This window comes from Streptomyces sp. SKN60, from assembly GCF_026236535.1.
Lineage (GTDB): Bacteria > Actinomycetota > Actinomycetes > Streptomycetales > Streptomycetaceae > Streptomyces.
In genome coordinates this window covers 534,405-553,187 of the sequence record NZ_JAHTMW010000001.1, presented here as the reverse complement: position 1 = coordinate 553,187, position 18,783 = coordinate 534,405, and the positions used below count along the sequence as shown (strand labels likewise).

The 18,783-nt window shown below is 73.0% G+C and carries 17 protein-coding genes; 8 read left to right on the top strand and 9 right to left on the bottom strand.

Annotated elements, in window-relative coordinates:
• Positions 1-8: 8 nt before the first annotated feature.
• The gene (locus KV205_RS02595) at positions 9-1,085 is read right to left on the bottom strand and encodes a nicotinate-nucleotide--dimethylbenzimidazole phosphoribosyltransferase (RefSeq protein WP_265861913.1); all 1,077 of its coding nucleotides are present in this window, start codon (positions 1,083-1,085) and stop codon (positions 9-11) included.
• A 91-nt stretch (positions 1,086-1,176) separates the two neighbouring features.
• The gene (locus KV205_RS02590) at positions 1,177-2,379 is read right to left on the bottom strand and encodes a bifunctional adenosylcobinamide kinase/adenosylcobinamide-phosphate guanylyltransferase (protein ID WP_265861759.1); all 1,203 of its coding nucleotides are present in this window, start codon (positions 2,377-2,379) and stop codon (positions 1,177-1,179) included.
• 92 nt (positions 2,380-2,471) lie between these two features.
• On the opposite strand from KV205_RS02590, the gene KV205_RS02585 reads away from it, so the two are divergent.
• Complete coding sequence (locus KV205_RS02585) at positions 2,472-2,678, top strand: hypothetical protein (RefSeq protein ID WP_265861758.1); 207 nt, start codon at positions 2,472-2,474, stop codon at positions 2,676-2,678.
• An 84-nt stretch (positions 2,679-2,762) separates the two neighbouring features.
• Here the strand turns inward: KV205_RS02585 and KV205_RS02580 are convergent, their stop codons facing one another.
• From KV205_RS02580 to KV205_RS02570, 3 genes are all read right to left on the bottom strand, one after another.
• Positions 2,763-3,833, bottom strand: a complete 1,071-nt coding sequence (locus KV205_RS02580) for a S1C family serine protease (RefSeq protein ID WP_265861756.1) — start codon at positions 3,831-3,833, stop codon at positions 2,763-2,765.
• 94 nt (positions 3,834-3,927) lie between these two features.
• The gene (locus KV205_RS02575; RefSeq protein ID WP_265861911.1) at positions 3,928-4,704 is read right to left on the bottom strand and encodes a bifunctional 2-polyprenyl-6-hydroxyphenol methylase/3-demethylubiquinol 3-O-methyltransferase UbiG; all 777 of its coding nucleotides are present in this window, start codon (positions 4,702-4,704) and stop codon (positions 3,928-3,930) included.
• Between the two features lie 50 nt (positions 4,705-4,754).
• Positions 4,755-5,357 (bottom strand): DUF3043 domain-containing protein, encoded by a 603-nt coding sequence (locus KV205_RS02570; protein WP_265861755.1) that lies wholly within the window; start codon positions 5,355-5,357, stop codon positions 4,755-4,757.
• A 276-nt stretch (positions 5,358-5,633) separates the two neighbouring features.
• On the opposite strand from KV205_RS02570, the gene KV205_RS02565 reads away from it, so the two are divergent.
• The 5 genes from KV205_RS02565 to KV205_RS02545 all read left to right on the top strand — a co-directional run bounded on the left by KV205_RS02565 (position 5,634) and on the right by KV205_RS02545 (position 12,096).
• On the top strand, positions 5,634-6,440 hold the full coding sequence (locus tag KV205_RS02565; RefSeq protein ID WP_265861754.1) for a PspA/IM30 family protein: 807 nt from the start codon (positions 5,634-5,636) through the stop codon (positions 6,438-6,440).
• Positions 6,441-6,498: 58 nt separating this feature from the next.
• On the top strand, positions 6,499-6,780 hold the full coding sequence (locus KV205_RS02560; RefSeq protein WP_265861753.1) for a hypothetical protein: 282 nt from the start codon (positions 6,499-6,501) through the stop codon (positions 6,778-6,780).
• Between the two features lie 71 nt (positions 6,781-6,851).
• Positions 6,852-8,093 carry a sensor histidine kinase gene (locus KV205_RS02555; RefSeq protein ID WP_265861752.1) on the top strand — a complete coding sequence of 414 codons (1,242 nt, stop codon included), beginning with the start codon at positions 6,852-6,854 and terminating at the stop codon, positions 8,091-8,093.
• Positions 8,090-8,779 carry a response regulator transcription factor gene (locus tag KV205_RS02550; RefSeq protein WP_265861751.1) on the top strand — a complete coding sequence of 230 codons (690 nt, stop codon included), beginning with the start codon at positions 8,090-8,092 and terminating at the stop codon, positions 8,777-8,779. Before KV205_RS02555 ends, KV205_RS02550 begins: the two co-directional genes overlap by 4 nt.
• Before the next feature lie 191 nt (positions 8,780-8,970).
• A complete protein-coding gene (locus KV205_RS02545) occupies positions 8,971-12,096 on the top strand; it encodes an efflux RND transporter permease subunit (RefSeq protein ID WP_265861748.1) in 3,126 nt (1,041 codons plus the stop codon).
• A 148-nt stretch (positions 12,097-12,244) separates the two neighbouring features.
• Here KV205_RS02545 and nadA read toward each other — a convergent pair whose 3' ends face one another.
• A complete protein-coding gene (gene nadA, locus KV205_RS02540; RefSeq protein ID WP_265861746.1) occupies positions 12,245-13,423 on the bottom strand; it encodes a quinolinate synthase NadA in 1,179 nt (392 codons plus the stop codon).
• Positions 13,424-13,676: 253 nt separating this feature from the next.
• On the opposite strand from nadA, the gene KV205_RS02535 reads away from it, so the two are divergent.
• Positions 13,677-14,033, top strand: a complete 357-nt coding sequence (locus tag KV205_RS02535) for an iron-sulfur cluster assembly accessory protein (protein WP_019885637.1) — start codon at positions 13,677-13,679, stop codon at positions 14,031-14,033.
• Between the two features lie 79 nt (positions 14,034-14,112).
• Here KV205_RS02535 and KV205_RS02530 read toward each other — a convergent pair whose 3' ends face one another.
• The gene (locus KV205_RS02530) at positions 14,113-15,624 is read right to left on the bottom strand and encodes a hypothetical protein (protein WP_374214601.1); all 1,512 of its coding nucleotides are present in this window, start codon (positions 15,622-15,624) and stop codon (positions 14,113-14,115) included.
• An 85-nt stretch (positions 15,625-15,709) separates the two neighbouring features.
• Entirely contained in the window at positions 15,710-15,916 is a 207-nt protein-coding gene (locus tag KV205_RS02525) for a hypothetical protein (protein WP_265861744.1), read from the bottom strand.
• Between the two features lie 133 nt (positions 15,917-16,049).
• Here KV205_RS02525 and KV205_RS02520 point away from each other — a divergent pair, with 133 nt between their 5' ends.
• Entirely contained in the window at positions 16,050-17,024 is a 975-nt protein-coding gene (locus KV205_RS02520) for a carbohydrate kinase family protein (RefSeq protein WP_265861743.1), read from the top strand.
• Between the two features lie 97 nt (positions 17,025-17,121).
• Here the strand turns inward: KV205_RS02520 and KV205_RS02515 are convergent, their stop codons facing one another.
• Positions 17,122-18,510, bottom strand: a complete 1,389-nt coding sequence (locus KV205_RS02515; RefSeq protein WP_265861742.1) for a cysteine desulfurase/sulfurtransferase TusA family protein — start codon at positions 18,508-18,510, stop codon at positions 17,122-17,124.
• Positions 18,511-18,783 lie beyond the last annotated feature (273 nt).

Below are 18,783 nucleotides of genomic sequence, written 5' to 3'. Positions count from 1 at the left end.
CCGCCGGCTCAGCCGACCTCGTCCGCCGCCGGAGCGGCCGCCTCGGGAGCGGTGGCCTCCGGCAGCTCCGCCGCCAGCGCGGCGGCGGCCCGGACGAGGGGCAGCGCGAGCAGTGCCCCGGTTCCCTCGCCCACAGTGACGCCGTGGTCCAGCAGCGGGTTGAGCGCCATCCGGTCCAGCGCCTTCGCCTGCGCCGGCTCCCCGCTCACCTGACCCGCCAGCCACCAGTCCGGCGCCCGGAACGCCGCCCGCTGCGCCACCAGCGCACAGGCCGCGCCCACCACACCGTCCAGGATCACCGGCAGCCGGCGCGCCGACGCCTGCAGCAGGAAACCCGTCATCGCCGTCAGATCCGCGCCGCCCACCGTCGCGAGCAGCTCCAGCTGGTCGCCGAGGACCGGCCGCGCCCGGCGCAGCGCGTCCCGGATCGCCGCGCACTTGCGCATCCACGCCAGATCGTCGATCCCGGCCCCGCCGCGCCCGGTCACCACCGACGCGTCGGTCCCGCACAGCGCGGCGATCAGCGTCGACGCGGGGGTCGTACCGCCCACGCTCAGATCCCCGAGCACCACCAGATCGGTGCCCGAGTCGGCCTCCTCGTCCGCCACCGCGATGCCGAGGGCCAGCGCCGCCCGTGCCTCCTCGGCCGTCAGCGCGTCCTCGACGTCGATCCGGCCCGCCCCGCGCCGCACCCGGTGCCGGGTCACCTCGGCCGGCAGCAGCCCCGGGTCGCAGTCGAGACCCGCGTCCACCACCCGCACCGGCACCTCCTGGGCCCGCGCGAGCACCGCCACCGGGCTCACCCCGTCGAGCACCGCGCGCACCAGCTCGTACGCCGTGCCCGCGGCCCGCCCCGACACGTCGAGCGACGCCACCCCGTGGTCGCCCGCGAACAGCACCACCTTCGGCTGCTCCACCGGCCGCACCGGCACCGCGCCCTGCGCCGCCGACAGCCACTCGCCCAGCTCGTCGAGCCGCCCGAGCGCCCCCGGCCGGACGGCCAGACGCGCCCGGCGCTCCTCGGCCTCGTGCCGGATCCCCCCGTCGGGGCGCTCGATCAGATCGGAGAAGTCGTCGAGGTTCAAGGTCGGTTCCACCTAGGACGTCCATGCGTTCGTGGGCCTGTCACGCGGTCGATCGCACCCTACCCGCGCGCCCCGCCCGGTGACCCGTGGACTACCCGCGCAGGACGAGCGCCTGGCCTGCGGCCACCAGCAGCACCTGCTCGCACTCGTCGCCGAAAGCCGCGTTCAGCCGCCCCAGCTCGTCGCGGAACCGGCGGCCCGAGGCCGTCGCCGGGACCACGCCCGAACCCACCTCGTTGGTCACCGCCACCACCGTCCGCGAGGTCTCCCGGACCGCCGCCACCAGCTCCGCGACCCGCGCCGCCAGCGCCTCCCGGCCGCCGTCCGCCCACCGCTCGTCGTCCCAGGCGCCGACCGCGTCCATGGCGTCCGTCAGCCACAGCGACAGACAGTCGATCAGCAGCGGCGGACCCTCCTCGCGCAGCAGCGGTACGAGATCGGTGGTCTCCGCGGTACGCCAGGAGCCCGGCCGCCGCTCCCGGTGCAGGCTCACCCGGTGGGCCCACTCCGGGTCACCCTCGCGGGTCCCGCCCGTCGCCACGTACAGCACCTCCGGGAAGGTCTCCAGACGGCGCTCCGCCTCCACCGACTTGCCCGACCTGGCCCCGCCCGTCACCAGCGTGCGGCGCGGCACGTCCGGCACCGCGTGGTACTCGCCCACGTACAGCGTCGTCCCGTCCGGCACCGCCCGCGCGCCCGCCGCCGCGAGCCGCCGGTCCAGCTCGGCGCCGGCCGGGGCGTCGTGGTCCAGGTGCGCCGCGATCACGTCCGTGGCCGGCCCCACCGCGCCCGTCGCCCGCAGCCGGGCCAGCGCGTCCGGGCGTCCGGTCACATCGGCCACCACCAGGTCGTACGGCCTGCGGTGGTCGTCCACCAGCCCGGCCGGGGAGCCGCCCGGCGGCAGATACAGCAACCGCTCGCCGTCCGCCGACGTCACCTCGTACCCCGTGCCCGGCGCGTCCATCGCCACCGCCCGCACCCGGTGCCCGCTGATCAGCGTCAGCTCCCGCCCGTCCGGCACCCGGCCCGCCGTCGGCAGCCCCGCCGGCACCTCCACGGCCGGCCCGTCGTGCGGATGCGTCAGCAGCACCTGCCGCACCCCCACCAACGAGTGCCCCGAGCGGGCGGCGGCCAGCGCGGCGCCCGGCGTCAGATCGAGCAGCAGCGCCCCGTCCACGAGCAGCGAGGTCGCGGCCCGCGCCCGCTCACCGCGGGACACCGCGCACACGGCGCACGGGCAGTCGGGGCGGGGCAGTCCGAGGGGGGCGCCGGTGCCGAGCAGAGTCAGTTCCACGCCTAGATCCTCCCGCGTCACCGCGAGGGGTGCGCGCCCGGCTACGCTGCGGGCAGGAAACCGATCAACCGGAAGATCAACCGGAGGCGGACATGGCATGGACGTGGCGGTTCGAGAAGTCCGACGGCACCGAGGTCACTCCGGTGGTGACCCCCGAGGAGTTCACCACCCAGGGCGACGCCGAGTCCTGGATCGGTGAACACTGGCGCGACCTCCTCGACGGCGGCGCGGACCAGGTGACCCTGTCGGAGGACGGCGCGAAGATCTACGGCCCGATGCCCCTGGACGCGGAGGGCTAGAGCGCCCGGCGACGATGCCCACCCGTGCGGGGCGGTGCGGGTGGGCACCGCCCGGCGGCGGCGGGCCGCGGCGCGGCGGGGCCGTCAGATCTCGCCCAGCGTCACCTCGACCTCGCCCTCCTGCGCGCCCCGCGTGAACGTCACCGTCACCTTGTCGCCCGGCTTGCGGCCCGCCAGGGACTCCGCGAGCGAGGTGATCGTGGTGATCGGGTCCTCGTCGACGCGGGTGATCACGTCGCCCGCCCGCAGCCCCGCCTTCGCGGCCGCGCCGTTCGGCGGGGCCTCGACGATCGCGACGCCCGCCGGCTCGTTGTTCTCGTCGACGATGGTGCGGCCGGTGATGTTGAGCGCGGCCCGCCCGGAGTCCGTCACCTTGCCGGTCGCGATGATCTGGTCGGCCACCGTCTTCACCATCGACGCGGGGATCGCGAAGCCGATGCCCGGCGCCGAACCGCCGCCCAGCTCCGGGTTGGTCGCCGCGAGCGTGGGGATGCCGATGACCTCGCTGTCCAGGTTCACCAGGGCGCCCCCGCTGTTGCCCGGGTTGATCGCGGCGGAGGTCTGCACCAGGTTGCCGATCGTCGCGCCGGTCCCGCCGCCCTCGCGGCCCTCGCTGACCGTCCGGCCGGTCGCCGACACGATGCCCTGGGTGACGCTGCCGGACAGGCCGAGCGGCGAGCCCATGGCGAGGACGATCTGCCCCATGTCGACCTTGCTCGAATCGCCGAGCTTCGCGGGCTTCAGCCCCTGCGGCACGGTGTCCAGCTTGAGCACCGCGAGGTCCTGCTCGGGATACGCGGCCACCAGCTTCGCCGTCACCGGCTGCCCGCCGGTCGCCGCCGAGACCCGGAAGGCCCGCTCCTGGCCGACCACGTGCGCGTTGGTGACGATGTGGCCCTTGCCGTCGTAGACGACCCCGGACCCCAGGCTCTGCGAGGCGTCGATCTGCACCACCGACGGCAGCACGTCCTTGATCACGGCCTGGTAGTCGTCCTGGAGCTGGTTGGAGACCAGAGGTGCGGCCGCGGCCTGGGTGGAGGGTCCCGCCGGAGACCGCTCGGCCCGTGACGCGGAACCGGCCGAGCAGCCGCCGACCAGGCCGGTGAGCGCGACGGCACAGGCCCCGGCGGCGAGGGGAAGCAGGAGACGTCTCATGACCGCAGTCTCCGGGCCGCCGGGGCCGTACGCCTCGGTGGAGACACCCGATCAGGGGGCGGGAAGGGCGGGAATCAGGAGGTGGAGGGCGGGATCAGCCCCGCACACCGCACAGGTGCAGCAGTCCCGCGATCCGCCGGTACGGCTCGGTGCGCCCGGCCCGGTCCTCGGCGGCGAGCAGGCGCTCCAGCTCGTCGGCGGCCGGCAGGCCCGTCTCCGCGGGGATGCCGTCGGTGAAGACCCGCACGCCGTACCAGGCGTGCAGCGGCGCCGCGATCCCGGCCAGCGTGGTGACGAGGGCGTCGAGCCGGTCGGCCCGGCCCTTCACCCCGTTGCGGTCGGTGTAGACGTCCGACTCGAACCCGGTGAGCGCGCCCGCCCAGTCCCCGGCGAGGCCCGGCCGCATGGCCAGCGCCCCCGCGTTCCGTACCACCAGGGACAGCAGGCCCCCGGGGGCCAGCATCCGGGCCAGACCCGCGAGCAGCGCGTCGGGCTCGTCGGCGTACATCAGCACGCCGTGACAGAGGACGACGTCGAAGCTGCCGGGCAGGAAGTGCACCCCGGTCTCGCGGCCGTCGCCGTGGATCAGCCGGACCCGCTCCCGGATGCCGGCCGGTTCGGTCGCGAGCGACTCGCGGGCGGCCTGGAGCAGCTCGGGGTCGGCCTCCAGGCCGGTCACCGTGTGCCCGGCCCGGGCGAGCCGCAGGGCCTGGGTGCCCTGGCCCATCCCCGCGTCGAGGATGCGCAGCCGCTGCCCCACGGGGTAGCGGGCGGCTATCTGCTCGTCGAGCTGGCGCGCGATGAGCTCCTGGCGGACGGTCTCGCGCAGCCCACCGGGCTCGGCGGGCCAGGTGCTCACGACCGGCAGCACCTCACCCGCGGCACCGCTCACAGGACCACCCGCGGCCGGAAGGTCCGCGCTCAGGGCCGCTCTCCGCGCTTGACCTGCGGCTTGGGCAGCCGCAGCCGGCGCATCTGGAGCGTGCGCATCAGGCCGTACGCGATCGCGCCGCGCTTCGACTCGTTCGGGAACCGCTCGTTCAGCTGCTTCTTCAGACGCAGCCAGATGCCGATCGAGTCGATCACGATCATCACGATCACACCGGCCCACAGCAGCAGCGAGATGTTCTGCAGCTGGCGGTTGGTGTTGCCGAAGAGCGACAGGACCAGGATGACCACGGCCATCGGCAGGAAGAACTCGGCGACCGCGAAGCGCGAGTCGACGAAGTCGCGGACGAAGCGCCGCACCGGGCCCTTGTCGCGGGCGGGCAGATAGCGCTCGTCACCGCTGTTCAGCGCCTCGCGCTGGCGGGTCAGGTCCGCGCGGCGGGCCTCGCGCTGACGCTTGGCGGCCTCCTTGCGGTCCAGTGGCGCCGACTGCGCGCGGCGGCGCTGCGACTGCGCATCGCTCCGCTTCGGGGTCGGGCGGCCCTTGGGGGCCTCGGGGTCGCGGGGCTGCTTGGAGAGGTCCGCCGTCACCTTGTCGGTGGGGGCCTTCTCATCCTTCGAACGGCTACGGAACACAAGGCCAAGGGTACGTGGTGCGGGGTGTGGGACCCAGCGTGGGCGGGAACGATCCGCTAACGGCCCGCGTCTTCGCTGCCGAGACCCCGTGCCCGGGGCGGGGGAGGGACCCGGAGTGTCCCTCTACTCCCTGGGCCGGAGGCCCGGTGATCTCCACTCGTCCTTGGGGAGGAGCACATCGGGCCCCGAACAGTGCGGTAATGGAGTGAGGAACCGTACTGTGGTTCTTGTTGGAGTGCTGGAGCCGAGTCCGTCAGAAGGGGGCGCGCGAAGCCCATGAGCGGTGTGATGAAGCGTATGGGGATGATCTTCCGCGCGAAGGCAAACAAGGCCCTCGACCGGGCCGAGGATCCGCGCGAGACCCTCGATTACTCCTACCAGAAGCAGCTGGAGCTGCTGCAGAAGGTGCGCCGCGGCGTCGCCGACGTGGCGACCTCCCGCAAGCGCCTCGAACTGCAGCTGAACCAGCTGCAGGGGCAGTCCGCCAAGCTGGAGGACCAGGGCCGCAAGGCGCTCGCGCTCGGCCGTGAGGACCTGGCGCGCGAGGCGCTGTCCCGCCGCGCCGCGCTGCAGCAGCAGGTCAGCGACCTGGAGGTGCAGCACCAGACCCTGCAGGGCGAGGAGGAGAAGCTCACCCTCGCGGCGCAGCGGCTGCAGGCCAAGGTCGACGCCTTCCGCACCAAGAAGGAGACGATCAAGGCCACGTACACGGCCGCCCAGGCGCAGACCCGGATCGCGGAGTCCTTCTCCGGCATCTCGGAGGAGATGAGCGACGTCGGCCTGGCCATCCAGCGGGCCGAGGACAAGACCGCCCAGCTGCAGGCGCGGGCCGGCGCGATCGACGAGCTGCTCGCCTCGGGCGCGCTCGACGACCAGTCGGGCCTGGCCAAGGACGACATCCAGGCCGAGCTGGACCGCCTCTCGGGCGGTACGGACGTGGAGCTGGAGCTCCAGCGGATGAAGGCCGAGCTGGCCGGCGGTCCGTCGGCGCAGCAGCAGGCCATCGAGGGCGGCAACGGCTCCGCGCAGAACCAGAACCAGGGTCAGAACCAGCAGCAGTCGCAGCCCCGCTTCGAGAAGTAACCCCTTCGGGAAGCAACCCCTTCGAGAGGCAACCCCTTCGGCAGGAGGACGGCACGTCATGATCGTACGGATCATGGGGGAGGGCCAGCTCAAGCTGGCGGACAGTCACTTCGCGGAGCTCAACAAGCTCGACGACGATCTGCTGCGGGAGATGGAGTCGGGCGACGGCCCGGGCTTCCGCAGCACGCTCCACGCACTGCTCGACAAGGTCAGGGAGCTCGGCACTCCGCTCCCGGACGACGCGTTGGAGCCCTCCGAACTGATTCTGCCGGCTCCTGACGCGACCCTCGACGAGGTGCGCAAGCTGCTCTCCGACGACGGCCTGATCCCGGGGGCCTGACGGCCTCACCCCGGGGCCGAGGCGATGGTCATGGGGTTCCACCCGGGTGGAACCCCGTACCGTCTTCTGCTGTGACGACCAACGGCACCCTGACCCACGGCACCCCGCTCACGCGGACCCGGGACCGGCTGCGCGCCCATCCCCTCGCCTTCGACGCGGGGCTGGCGCTCGTCGTGCTCGCCGCCATGGTCTGCAGCTCCTTCACCGACCCGCACGGCAGCCCGTCCGGGCCCACCTTCGGCGACCGGACGCCCACCGCGACCGGCGTCGTGCTGATGCTGCTCAGCGCCGCCGTCCTGGTGTTCCGGCGCCGCCGGCCCATCCCGGTGCTCGCCGCCACCACCGCCTTCGCGCTGGTCGAGCTGATCGCCGACCAGCGCCCGGCGCCCGTCACCATGAGCGCCGTCATCTCGCTCTTCACCGTCGCCGCGCACACCGACCGGCCCACCACCTGGCGGCTCGGCCTCGCCACCATGGCCGTGCTGACCTTCGCCGCCATGGTCTTCGGACCCACCCCCTGGTACGCGCAGGAGAACCTGGGCGTCTTCGCCTGGACCGGGATGGCCGCGGCCGCCGGGGACGCGGTGCGCAGCCGGCGGGCCTTCGTGGACGCCATACGGGAGCGGGCCGAGCGCGCGGAACGCAGCCGCGAGGAGGAGGCGCGGCGGCGGGTCGCCGAGGAGCGGCTGCGGATCGCCCGCGATCTGCACGATGTCGTCGCCCACCACATCGCCCTGGTGAACGTGCAGGCCGGGGTCGCCGCACACGTCATGGACAAGCGCCCCGACCAGGCCAAGGAGGCCCTGGCGCACGTCCGTACCGCCTCCCGCTCCGCGCTCGACGAGCTGCGCGCCACCGTCGGGCTGCTCCGTCAGTCGGGCGACCCGGAGGCACCGACCGAACCGGTGTCGGGCCTCGCCGTCCTGGACGACCTGCTCGCCACCTTCCGCAACGCGGGCCTGCCGGTCGAGCTGGCCCGCACCGACCGGGCCGCCGCGCTGCCGGCCGCCGTCGACCTCGCCGCGTACCGGATCATCCAGGAGGCGCTGACCAACGTGCGCAAGCACGCCGGGTCCGAGGCGCGGGCCGAGGTGAGCGTGCTCCGGGTCGGCCGCACCGTGGAGATCACCGTCCTCGACGACGGGCCCGCGGTCGTCCCGGCGCCCGAACCGGGCGGCGGCCACGGCCTGGTCGGCATGCGCGAACGGGTCACCGCGCTCGGCGGCACCCTCACCGCGGCACCCCGCTACGGGGGCGGCTTCCGGGTGCAGGCGATACTGCCGGTGCCGGCCGACTGCGAGGGGGACGCGTGACCATCCGGGTACTGCTTGCCGACGACCAGGCGCTGCTGCGCAGCGCGTTCCGGGTCCTGGTCGACTCCGAGCCCGACATGGAGGTGGTCGCCGAGGCCGCCGACGGGGCCGAGGCGGTGGCCCGGGCCCGCGGCACCAAGCCGGACGTGGTCCTGATGGACATCCGGATGCCCGGCACCGACGGGCTCGCCGCCACCCGCATGATCACCGCCGATCCTGAGCTCTCGGACGTCCGGATCGTCATGCTGACCACCTTCGAGGTCGACGAGTACGTGGTGCAGTCGCTGCGCGCCGGGGCCTCCGGCTTCCTCGGCAAGGGCGCCGAACCGGAGGAGCTACTCGGCGCCATCCGGATCGCGCACGCCGGCGAGGCGCTGCTCTCCCCGGCCGCCACCAAGGGCCTGATCGCCTCCTTCCTCGCCCAGGGCGGCGGCGCCGACCCGGACGGCGCGGACGCCCCCGCGTACTCCGAGCGCCTGTCCGCGCTCACCGCCCGCGAGCGCGAGGTGCTCGTCCTGGTGGGCGGCGGCCACTCCAACGACGAGATCGCCGAGCGGCTCGACGTCAGCCCGCTCACCGTGAAGACCCATGTGAACCGGACCATGGCCAAGCTGGGCGCCCGGGACCGGGCGCAGCTGGTGGTCACCGCCTACGAGTCGGGGCTTGTCCGTCCAAGGGTGGAGTGACACCGCGGCGGGGCGTACTCCAGACGCGGTATGCGCGGGATAAGGAATTGGGACCGGGGGCCGAGGAATCGGCCCCTTCTCATGGCGGAGGGTGTAGTCGGGCACCCCTCGCGGGCGCCCGGTGCCTGCCGAACACGGTGCCTGCCGAGCACGGCGCAGACCTGCCGAGTACGCCACAGAAACGAGTCCCCATGTCCTGGCTGTCCAGATTCAGCCTCGCGCAACGGGCCCTGATCGGGCTGATGTCCCTCGTCGCGCTCCTCTTCGGAGCGATCGCGATCCCGCAGTTGAAGCAGCAGTTGCTGCCCTCGATCGAGTTCCCGATGGTCTCGGTCATCGCCCCGTACCAGGGCGCCTCGCCCGACGTGGTGGAGAAGCAGGTCGTCGAACCGCTGGAGAACGCCCTGAAGGCGGTCGACGGCGTCAAGGGCGTCACCTCCACCGCCTCCGAGGGCAGCGCCGTCATCATGGCGAGCTTCGACTACGGGGACGAGGGCACCAAGCAGCTCGTCGCCGACGTCCAGCAGGCCGTGAACCGGGCCCGCACCCAGCTGCCGGACTCGGTCGACCCGCAGGTCGTGGCCGGCTCCACCGACGACATCCCGACCGTCGTCCTCGCGGTCTCCTCGGACAAGGACCCGCAGGCACTCGCCGACCAGCTGGAGCGGACCCTCGTCCCCGTCCTCAAGGACATCGACGGCGTCGGCCAGGTCACCATCGACGGCGTCCAGGAGCTCCAGGTCTCCGTCACCCCGGACGAGAAGAAGCTCGCCGCGGCCGGACTGACCACCATGAAGCTCGCGGAGGCGATCAAGAACGGCGGCGGCACCATGCCCGCCGGCGCCTTCACCGAGGACGGCATGACCCGCACCGTCCAGGTCGGCGGCGGCTACTCCTCGCTCAAGGAGATCCAGGACCTGCGGATCAAGCCCGCCCAGGGCCGGGCCGTCCGCCTCGGCGACGTCGCCACCGTCGAGCAGGACGAGGCCCGCCGGGTCTCCGTGACCCGCACCGACGGCAAGCCCAGCCTCGCGGTCGTGGTCACCATGGACAAGGACGGCAGCGCCGTCACCATCTCCGACGCCGTCGAGGACAAGCTGCCGAAGCTCCGCCAGGACCTGGGCGCGGGCGCGCAGCTGACCGTGGTCTCCGACCAGGGCCCGGCCGTCGCCAAGTCCATCTCCGGCCTCACCACGGAGGGCGCGCTCGGCCTGGTCATGGCCGTCCTCGTCATCCTGGTCTTCCTGGCCTCGCTGCGCTCCACCCTGGTCACCGCGGTCTCCATCCCGCTCTCCGTGGTCCTCGCCCTGATCGTGCTGTGGACCCGCGACCTCTCGCTCAACATGCTCACCCTGGGCGCCCTCACCATCGCCATCGGCCGGGTCGTCGACGACTCGATCGTGGTCCTGGAGAACATCAAGCGGCACCTGGGCTACGGCGAGGAGCGGCAGACCGCGATCGTCACCGCGGTCAAGGAGGTGGCCGGCGCGGTCACCTCGTCGACCCTCACCACCGTCGCCGTCTTCCTGCCGATCGGCCTGGTCGGCGGCATCGTCGGCGAGCTGTTCGGCTCCTTCTCGCTGACCGTCACGGCGGCGCTGCTCGCCTCGCTGCTCGTCTCGCTGACCGTGGTCCCGGTCCTGTCGTTCTGGTTCCTGCGCGCCCCCAAGGGCACCTCCGAGGACCCGGACGAGGCCCGCCGGCAGGCCGAGGAGAAGGAGGCCCGCAGCAAGCTGCAGCGCGCGTACGTCCCGGTGCTGCGCTTCGCCACCCGGCGCCGGATCACCAGCGTCGTCATCGCCCTGGTGGTCCTCGTGGTCACCTTCGGCATGGGCGGTCTGCTGAAGACCAACTTCTTCGACCAGGGCGAGCAGAAGCTCCTCAGCATCAAGCAGGAGCTGCCGCCGGGCACCAGCCTCGCCGCCTCCGACGAGGCCGCGAAGAAGGTCGAGAAGGTCCTCGCCGACACCGAGGGCATCAAGGACTACCAGGTCACCGTCGGCTCCTCCGGCTTCATGGCGGCCTTCGGCGGCGGCACCGGCACCAACCAGGCCTCCTACCAGGTGACCCTGGAGGACTCCGCCTCGTACGAGAAGACCCGCGACGCGGTCGACAGCGCCCTCGCCAAGCTCGACGGCATCGGCGACACCACCATCGCGGCCGGCGACGCCTTCAGCAACCAGGACCTCAAGGTGGTCGTCAAGGCCGCCGACGCCGACGTCCTGAAGCAGGCCGCCGACGCGGTCAAGAAGGGCGTCGAGGGGCTGAAGGACGTCACCGACGTCCAGAGCGACCTGTCCCAGTCGATCCCGCGGGTCTCCGTCCGCGCCAACGACAAGGCCGCCGACGCCGGCTTCGACGACACCACCCTCGGTCTGATCGTCGGCCAGGCGGTGCACGGCATGCCGGCCGGCACGGCCGTACTCGACGACACCGAGCGGGACATCGTCCTCACCTCGGCGAAGCCGGCCACCACCCTGGCCGAGCTCAAGGCGCTGCCGATCGGCCCGGTCAAGCTGGGTGACATCGCCACCGTCGAGCTGGTGCCCGGCCCGGTCTCCAAGACCCGGATCGACGGCGCCCGCGCGGCCACCATCACCGCCACCCCGACCGGCGACAACACCGGCGCGGTCAGCGCGGCGCTGCAGACCGAGCTCAAGGAGATCGACCTCCCGGCGGGCGCGACCGCGACCATCGGCGGCGTCTCCGAGGACCAGTCCGACGCGTTCGTGAACCTGGGCCTGGCCATGCTCGCCGCCGTGGCGATCGTGTTCATGCTGCTCGTGGCGACCTTCCGGTCGCTGATCCAGCCGCTGATCCTGCTGGTCTCCATCCCGTTCGCGGCCACCGGCGCGATCGGCCTGCTGGTCGTCACCGGCACGCCCATGGGCGTCCCGGCCATGATCGGCATGCTGATGCTCATCGGCATCGTGGTCACCAACGCGATCGTCCTGATCGACCTGATCAACCAGTACCGGGCCCAGGGCCTGGGCGTCGTCGAAGCGGTGATCGAGGGCGGCCGGCACCGGCTGCGCCCGATCCTCATGACCGCCCTGGCGACGATCTTCGCCCTCCTCCCGATGGCGCTCGGCGTCACCGGCGAGGGCGGCTTCATCGCCCAGCCGCTCGCCGTGGTGGTGATCGGCGGCCTGATCACCTCGACGCTGCTCACCCTGCTGCTCGTCCCGACGCTGTACGCGATGGTGGAGCTCCGCAAGGAGCGCCGCGCCGCGAAGAAGGCGGCCAAGCGCGCGGCGAAGACCCCCGGCGGCGACGCCCCGGTCCCGCCGCAGCCGAAGGAGCCGGCGGGCGTCTGACCGCGGGTGTACGCCGGAGGGGCTGCCCCGAGCAATCGCTCGGGGCAGCCCCTCCGGGCGTCCGGGAGACGCCCACGGACATCCGCCGGGCCAGGGGCGGCCCCCGCGCACTGCGCGGGGGCCCACCCCTTCGTCCGTCGAGGAATCGTTACGGCAGCGCCAGCATCCGCTCAAGCGCGAGCTTCGCGAACGCCTCCGTCTCCTTGTCGACCTCGATCCGGTTGACCAGGTTGCCCTCGGCGAGGGACTCCAGGGCCCACACCAGGTGGGGCAGGTCGATGCGGTTCATGGTCGAGCAGAAGCAGACCGTGCGGTCGAGGAAGACGACCTCCTTGCCCTCCGGGGCGAAGCGGTCGGCGAGGCGCTTGACCAGGTTGAGCTCGGTGCCGATCGCCCACTTCGAGCCGGCCGGGGCCGCCTCCAGGGTCTTGATGATGTACTCCGTCGAGCCCACGTAGTCCGCCGCGGCCACGACCTCGTGCTTGCACTCGGGGTGCACGAGCACGTTGACGCCCGGGATGCGCTCGCGCACGTCGGCGACCGAGTCCAGCGAGAAGCGGCCGTGCACCGAGCAGTGGCCCCGCCACAGGATCATCTTCGCGTCGCGCAGCTGCTCGGCGGTCAGGCCGCCGTTCGGCTTGTGCGGGTTGTAGATCACGCAGTCGTCGAGGGACATGCCCATGTCGCGGACGGCGGTGTTGCGGCCCAGGTGCTGGTCCGGCAGGAACAGCACCTTCTCGCCCTGCTCGAAGGCCCACTCCAGGGCCTTCTTCGCGTTGGACGAGGTGCAGATGGTGCCGCCGTGCTTGCCGGTGAAGGCCTTGATGTCGGCGGAGGAGTTCATGTACGAGACGGGCACGACCCGCTCGGCGACGCCGGCCTCGGTCAGCACGTCCCAGCACTCGGCGACCTGCTCGGCGGTGGCCATGTCGGCCATCGAACAGCCGGCGGCGAGGTCCGGCAGGACGACCTTCTGGTCGTCGCCGGTCAGGATGTCCGCCGACTCGGCCATGAAGTGCACACCGCAGAAGACGATGTACTCGGCCTCCGGCTTGGCGGCGGCGTCACGGGCGAGCTTGAAGGAGTCGCCGGTGACGTCGGCGAACTGGATGACCTCGTCGCGCTGGTAGTGGTGCCCGAGGACGAAGACCTTGTCCCCGAGCTTCTCCTTGGCGGCGCGGGCGCGCTCCACCAGGTCCGGGTCGGAGGGCGACGGGAGGTCGCCGGGGCACTCCACGCCGCGCTCGCTCTTCGGGTCGGCCTCGCGGCCGAGCAGGAGGAGGGCGAGCGGCGTCGGCTGGACGTCCAAGGGCTGGGCGGTGGTCACGTCACGCACCCTTTCTACTTCTACGGTGAGCCTCGAAAAGCCTTTTCGTCTAAATGACGCTATCTATCATAACCGGTTCACGTCACTTTGACGATGTCCATAGTGTCGATGTGACGAATTCGCCGTCCACGTCTCTGGACACGGTGTGCGAGCATGAAAGGGAAAGAGACGCCTCGGGCCCGGAATGAATCCGCGGCCCCGCCGGTTGCAACCGTCGGCAAGCAGTCTCCGTACCAACCCGGGAGAGAAGCAGATGTCCGTATCGGACGAGAAGACCACTGTCAGCGACGGCATCCTCCTGTCCGACGCCGCCGCGGCCAAGGTCAAGGCCCTGCTCGACCAGGAAGGCCGTGACGACCTGGCGCTGCGCGTCGCCGTTCAGCCCGGTGGCTGCTCCGGCCTGCGGTACCAGCTGTTCTTCGACGAGCGCTCGCTCGACGGCGACGTCGTCAAGGACTTCGGCGGCGTCAAGGTCGTCACCGACCGCATGAGCGCGCCCTACCTGGGCGGCGCCTCGATCGACTTCGTCGACACCATCGAGAAGCAGGGCTTCACGATCGACAACCCGAACGCGACGGGTTCCTGCGCCTGCGGCGACAGCTTCAGCTAAGCCACACCGCACGCGAAGAGGGTGGCACCCGGACCCCGGGTGCCACCCTCTCGTGCGTTCCGCCGTCGTTACGGGCGGCCTACGGCCGCGGCACCGCCTCGTGGCTCGCCCCGTCCACCACCGGGCGGTCGCCCAGCGGCGCCTGGAGCGTCACCGTACGGGTGATCTCGACGGCCACCATGATGCAGGCCCGCCCCGGCTCCTTGGCCCGCTCCGCGATCCGCACCACGACCTGCCGCGGGCTCTCCTCGGCCGTCACCGTGTAGTCGCTGCACACCCCGCCCCAGAAGGTCACCGACAGCTTCCGGCCACCCGGGTCCACCGTGAACGAGGTGATCTGCCGGACCGGCGCCGTGCCCTGGTCCGGCGGCGTCGTGGGCGCGGGGGAGGGCTTGGCCGGCGGGGCCAGATAGCGGGCGTCCACCGCCGTCCGCGCCACCGTGTACGGCTTCGCGTCCGCCTTCGCCCGCGCCTCGAACAGCCAGGCCGGTACGAGCACCTGCTCGCCGTCGACGTACTGCGCGGCCAGCCCGAACCGCGCCCCGGTCACCTCCACCACGTTCGGGGGTGCCGTGTCGACCGTGGTCTGGCAGGGCGCGTCCGGCGCGATGCCGGGCTTGCCGCCCGGCTGCCCGTCCGTGCTCGCCGGCGGGTCCGTGGCGCAGCCGCCGATACCGACCGGCCCTGTGCCCTTCGAGGCCTCGTTCAGCTCGGCGAGCGCCTTCTCCGCGCCGACCACCGGATAGGTGTCGCCCTTCGCCGGCTCCTTGAGCCGCCCGCTGCCGGCCACGACCGAGCCGTCCGGACCGATGTGGAGGCCGGTCGACCAGCCGTAGGTGGGCAGCCCGCCCACCACCGGGTCGGCGTTCACCACCCGCTCCGAGCCGTTCATCACCTGGCTCGCGTCCACCTTGGCGTCGTCCTGGCCGATCGCCTTCAGGACCGGCGCCGCGGCCGCCCGGGCCGCCGCCTCGCTCACCGGGGAACCGCCGCCCGTCGGGGGCTTGGCCTCGCCCGGCGGCGGACACGCCTTGCCCTTGAGGCAGGAGTCGCCCACCGGCCCGCCGTCGTACCGGCTCAGCGTCCAGCTGCCCGGCGCCTTCGCGGACACGTCGAGACGCAGCCCCGTCGTGTCCTTCTCCGGGTCGAGCCGCCACACCTCGCCGATCAGCCGCGGCTCGCCCCGCAGGCCGAGCGCCGCGGCCAGCCGGGTCACCTCCGCCGAGGTGACCCGGCCCTCGGGCCGGTGGACCGCGGCCGAGGAGGGCCCGTGGGGGAGGGGGCCCTTGGCTTCGTAGACGGTGCCGTCCGGACCGCCGCCCGGGTCGGGCTCGCCCGGGGCGATCCCGGGACCGCCGGTGTCCGCACCGCCCAGCTTCAGCGGCGGGGGAGCGGCGGCCGCGTCCTTCGCGGCGCCCGCGCCCGCCGTACCACTGCCGTCGCCCGACGCGGTCGCGGCGTAGTACACGCCCCCGCCGCCCACGAGGAGCACTCCCGCCGCCACCGAGGCGACGAGAAGCGGACCGCGCCTCCCCGGCCGGTTCTCCGTCTCCGTACTGCTGCTCACCGCGCGCTCCTCCAGATGTGGCATCCCTGCGGAAGACACCTCTGGGACGGGGGTGGCGCCCGGACGGTTCCCCGCCTTCGCCCGTTCCGGTCGGGACCGCCCGTTCCGGCTACGCCCCGTACTCCGCGGTGGCCGCGATCAGGCGGGCGGAGTCCTCCGGGACCCGGACGCCGTGGATCAGTGCGGGAGAGACCGGCGCGGCCGACGAGGTGGCTGGCGTCACCCAGTGCGGGGCCATCCGCGCGCCGTCACCGCACAGCTCCGCGAGGCTGAACTCGGACTCCTGGCGCTCACGAGGAGCGGGGTACGTGGTCATGGCGGCACCGTACGCACGGTCCGGCTTCGGGGAAAAGCCCTACTCTGGGGTAGTTTCCCCTGTTCGGCTTCCACCCTCCGCACCGGGTAGCGTGAACCGTCATCGCCGTCCCTTTCCACAGGAGCGTTCAGCCGTGCGTATCGCAGTCACCGGCTCCATCGCCACCGACCACCTCATGACCTTCCCGGGCCGGTTCGCCGACCAGCTCGTGGCGGACCAGCTCCACACGGTCTCGTTGTCGTTCCTCGTCGACAACCTCGACGTCCGCCGGGGTGGCGTCGCGGCGAACATCTCCTTCGGCATGGGCCAGCTCGGCGGCCGGCCGGTGCTGGTCGGCGCCGCCGGCTTCGACTTCGACGAGTACCGCGCCTGGCTCGACCGGCACGGCGTCGACACCGGCTCCGTCCGCATCTCCGAGGTCCTGCACACCGCCCGCTTCGTGTGCACCACGGACTCGGACCACAACCAGATCGGCTCCTTCTACACCGGCGCCATGAGCGAGGCCCGGCTGATCGAGCTCAAGGCCGTCGCCGACCGCGTGGGCGGCCTCGACCTGGTCCTCATCGGCGCCGACGACCCCGAGGCGATGCTGCGCCACACCGAGGAGTGCCGGACCCGGGCGATCCCCTTCGCCGCCGACTTCTCGCAGCAGATCGCGCGCATGGACGGCGAGGAGATCCGCACCCTCATGGACGGGGCGACCTACCTCTTCTCCAACGAGTACGAGAAGGGCCTCATCGAGTCGAAGACCGGCTGGACCGAGGAGGAGATCCTCGGCCGCGTCGGGCACCGCATCACCACCCTCGGCTCGCGCGGCGTGCGCATCGAGCGGGTCGGCGAGGACCCGATCGAGGTCGGCTGCCCGGAGGAGGAGGCCAAGGTCGACCCGACCGGTGTCGGCGACGCCTTCCGCGCCGGCTTCCTGACCGGTCTGTCCTGGGGCGTCGGCCTGGAGCGCGCCGCCCAGGTCGGCTGCATGCTCGCCACCCTGGTGATCGAGACCCTGGGCACCCAGGAGTACACCCTGCGCCGCGCCAACTTCATGGACCGCTTCACCAAGGCCTACGGCGACGAGGCCGCCGCCGAGGTCCAGGCGCACCTGGCCTGACAGCGGGCCTGACACCCGGCCGGATCCGTACGGACACGGCACACCGCACCTCGCACACCGGAGCCCCGGGGCCGCGCGCCCCGGGGCTCCGGCGTCGTCAGGACACCCGCCGCACCACGTACGCCGTGCCGCCCTTCGGCGAGGGCTCCTCTCCCACGTACTCCTGACCCCGCATCTCGCACCAGGCCGGGATGTCCAGGCGCGCCGCCCCGTCGTCCGAGAGCACCGTGACCGTGCCGCCCACCGGGACGTCGCCGATGACCTTGGCGAGCTCGATCACCGGGATCGGGCAGCGCCGGCCGAGGGCGTCGACAAGCAGGGTGCCCGCCGTCTCCACGGGCGCGGCGAACATCGACGCCGGGGCGCCGAGCCGCTCGCGCACCCCGGCCACCACCCCGGGCAGCACCGCGAGGAAGCGGTCCACGTCCTCCTCCGTCGTCCCGGCCGGCAGCGAGACCCGGACGTTCCCCTCGCTCAGCACCCCCATCGCGCGCAGCACATGGCTGGGCGTCAGGGTCGAACTCGTGCACGACGAACCGGACGAAACGGAGAAACCCTCCCGGTCGAGCCCCGAGAGCAGGGTCTCCCCGTCGACATAGAGGCAGGAGAAGGTGACGAGATGGGGCAGTCGGCGCACCGGGTCGCCCACCACCTCCACGTCCGGCACCAGTTCCGGCACCCGCGCCCGGATCCGGTCCACGAGCGCCCGCAGCCGCGCCGACTCGGCCGCCGCCTCCGCCCGTACCGCCCGCAGCGAGGCCGCCGCCGCCACGATCCCCGGCAGGTTCTCGAAGCCCGGCGCCCGCCCCGACTCCCGCTCGTCCGACGGACCTTGCGGGGCGAACCGGACACCCTTGCGCACCGCGAGCAGCCCCACCCCCGACGGCCCGCCCCACTTGTGCGCGCTCGCCGCGAGCAGCGACCAGCCCGCCGGCACCAGCCCCCAGCCGAGCGACTGCGCCGCGTCCACGAGCAGCGGCACCCCGGCGGCCGCGCAGGCCGCCGCCACCTCGGCCACCGGCTGCTCGGTGCCCACCTCGTGATTGGCGGACTGCAGACAGGCCAGTGCGGTACGGGAGTCGAGCGCGGCCGCGAAGACCGCCGGGTCCACCGCCCCGGACCGGCTCACCGGCACCTCGGTCACCGTGCCGCCCGCCGCCGCGTGCGTCTCGCCGGCGTGCAGGACGGAGGAGTGTTCGACCGCCGACACCACGAGCCGGTCCCCGACACGCCGACGCCCGGCGAGCGCCCCGGAGATCCCGGCGTGAACCGCGCGCGTCCCCGAAGGAGTGAACACGAGCTCGTCGGGGCGACAGCCCACCGCCTCCGCCGCGGCCTCCCGCGCCGCGTCGAGCAGCAGCCGGGCCCGCCGCCCCTCCCGGTACAGCCGGGCCGGGTCGGCCCAGCCCTCGTCAAGGGAGGCGAGCAGCGCCTGACGGGCCACGGGGTGCAGCGGAGCCGCGGAAGCGGCGTCGAAGTACGGCATCCGCCCACGCTATCCCCGCCGCCCCGGCCGGCCCGCGACGCCCCGTCAGAAGCTCGGCTCGCATCGCCGGTCGGCCCTGCCCGGCACCCGCCCGGAAGCCGGGACTCCACCCCTTCGGGGACTCGGACGGCGCGTTGGGCACCCTCCCCGCGCGACCCCAAATAGCGTCCAGTAGGGTTTGGTCCGCATAAACATCCAAACCCCTGCCCGCGGCCGGGGCGGCGACCGACCAGCGAGACGGACGGCCGTGGCAGCCGACCTACGCGGGCCGAG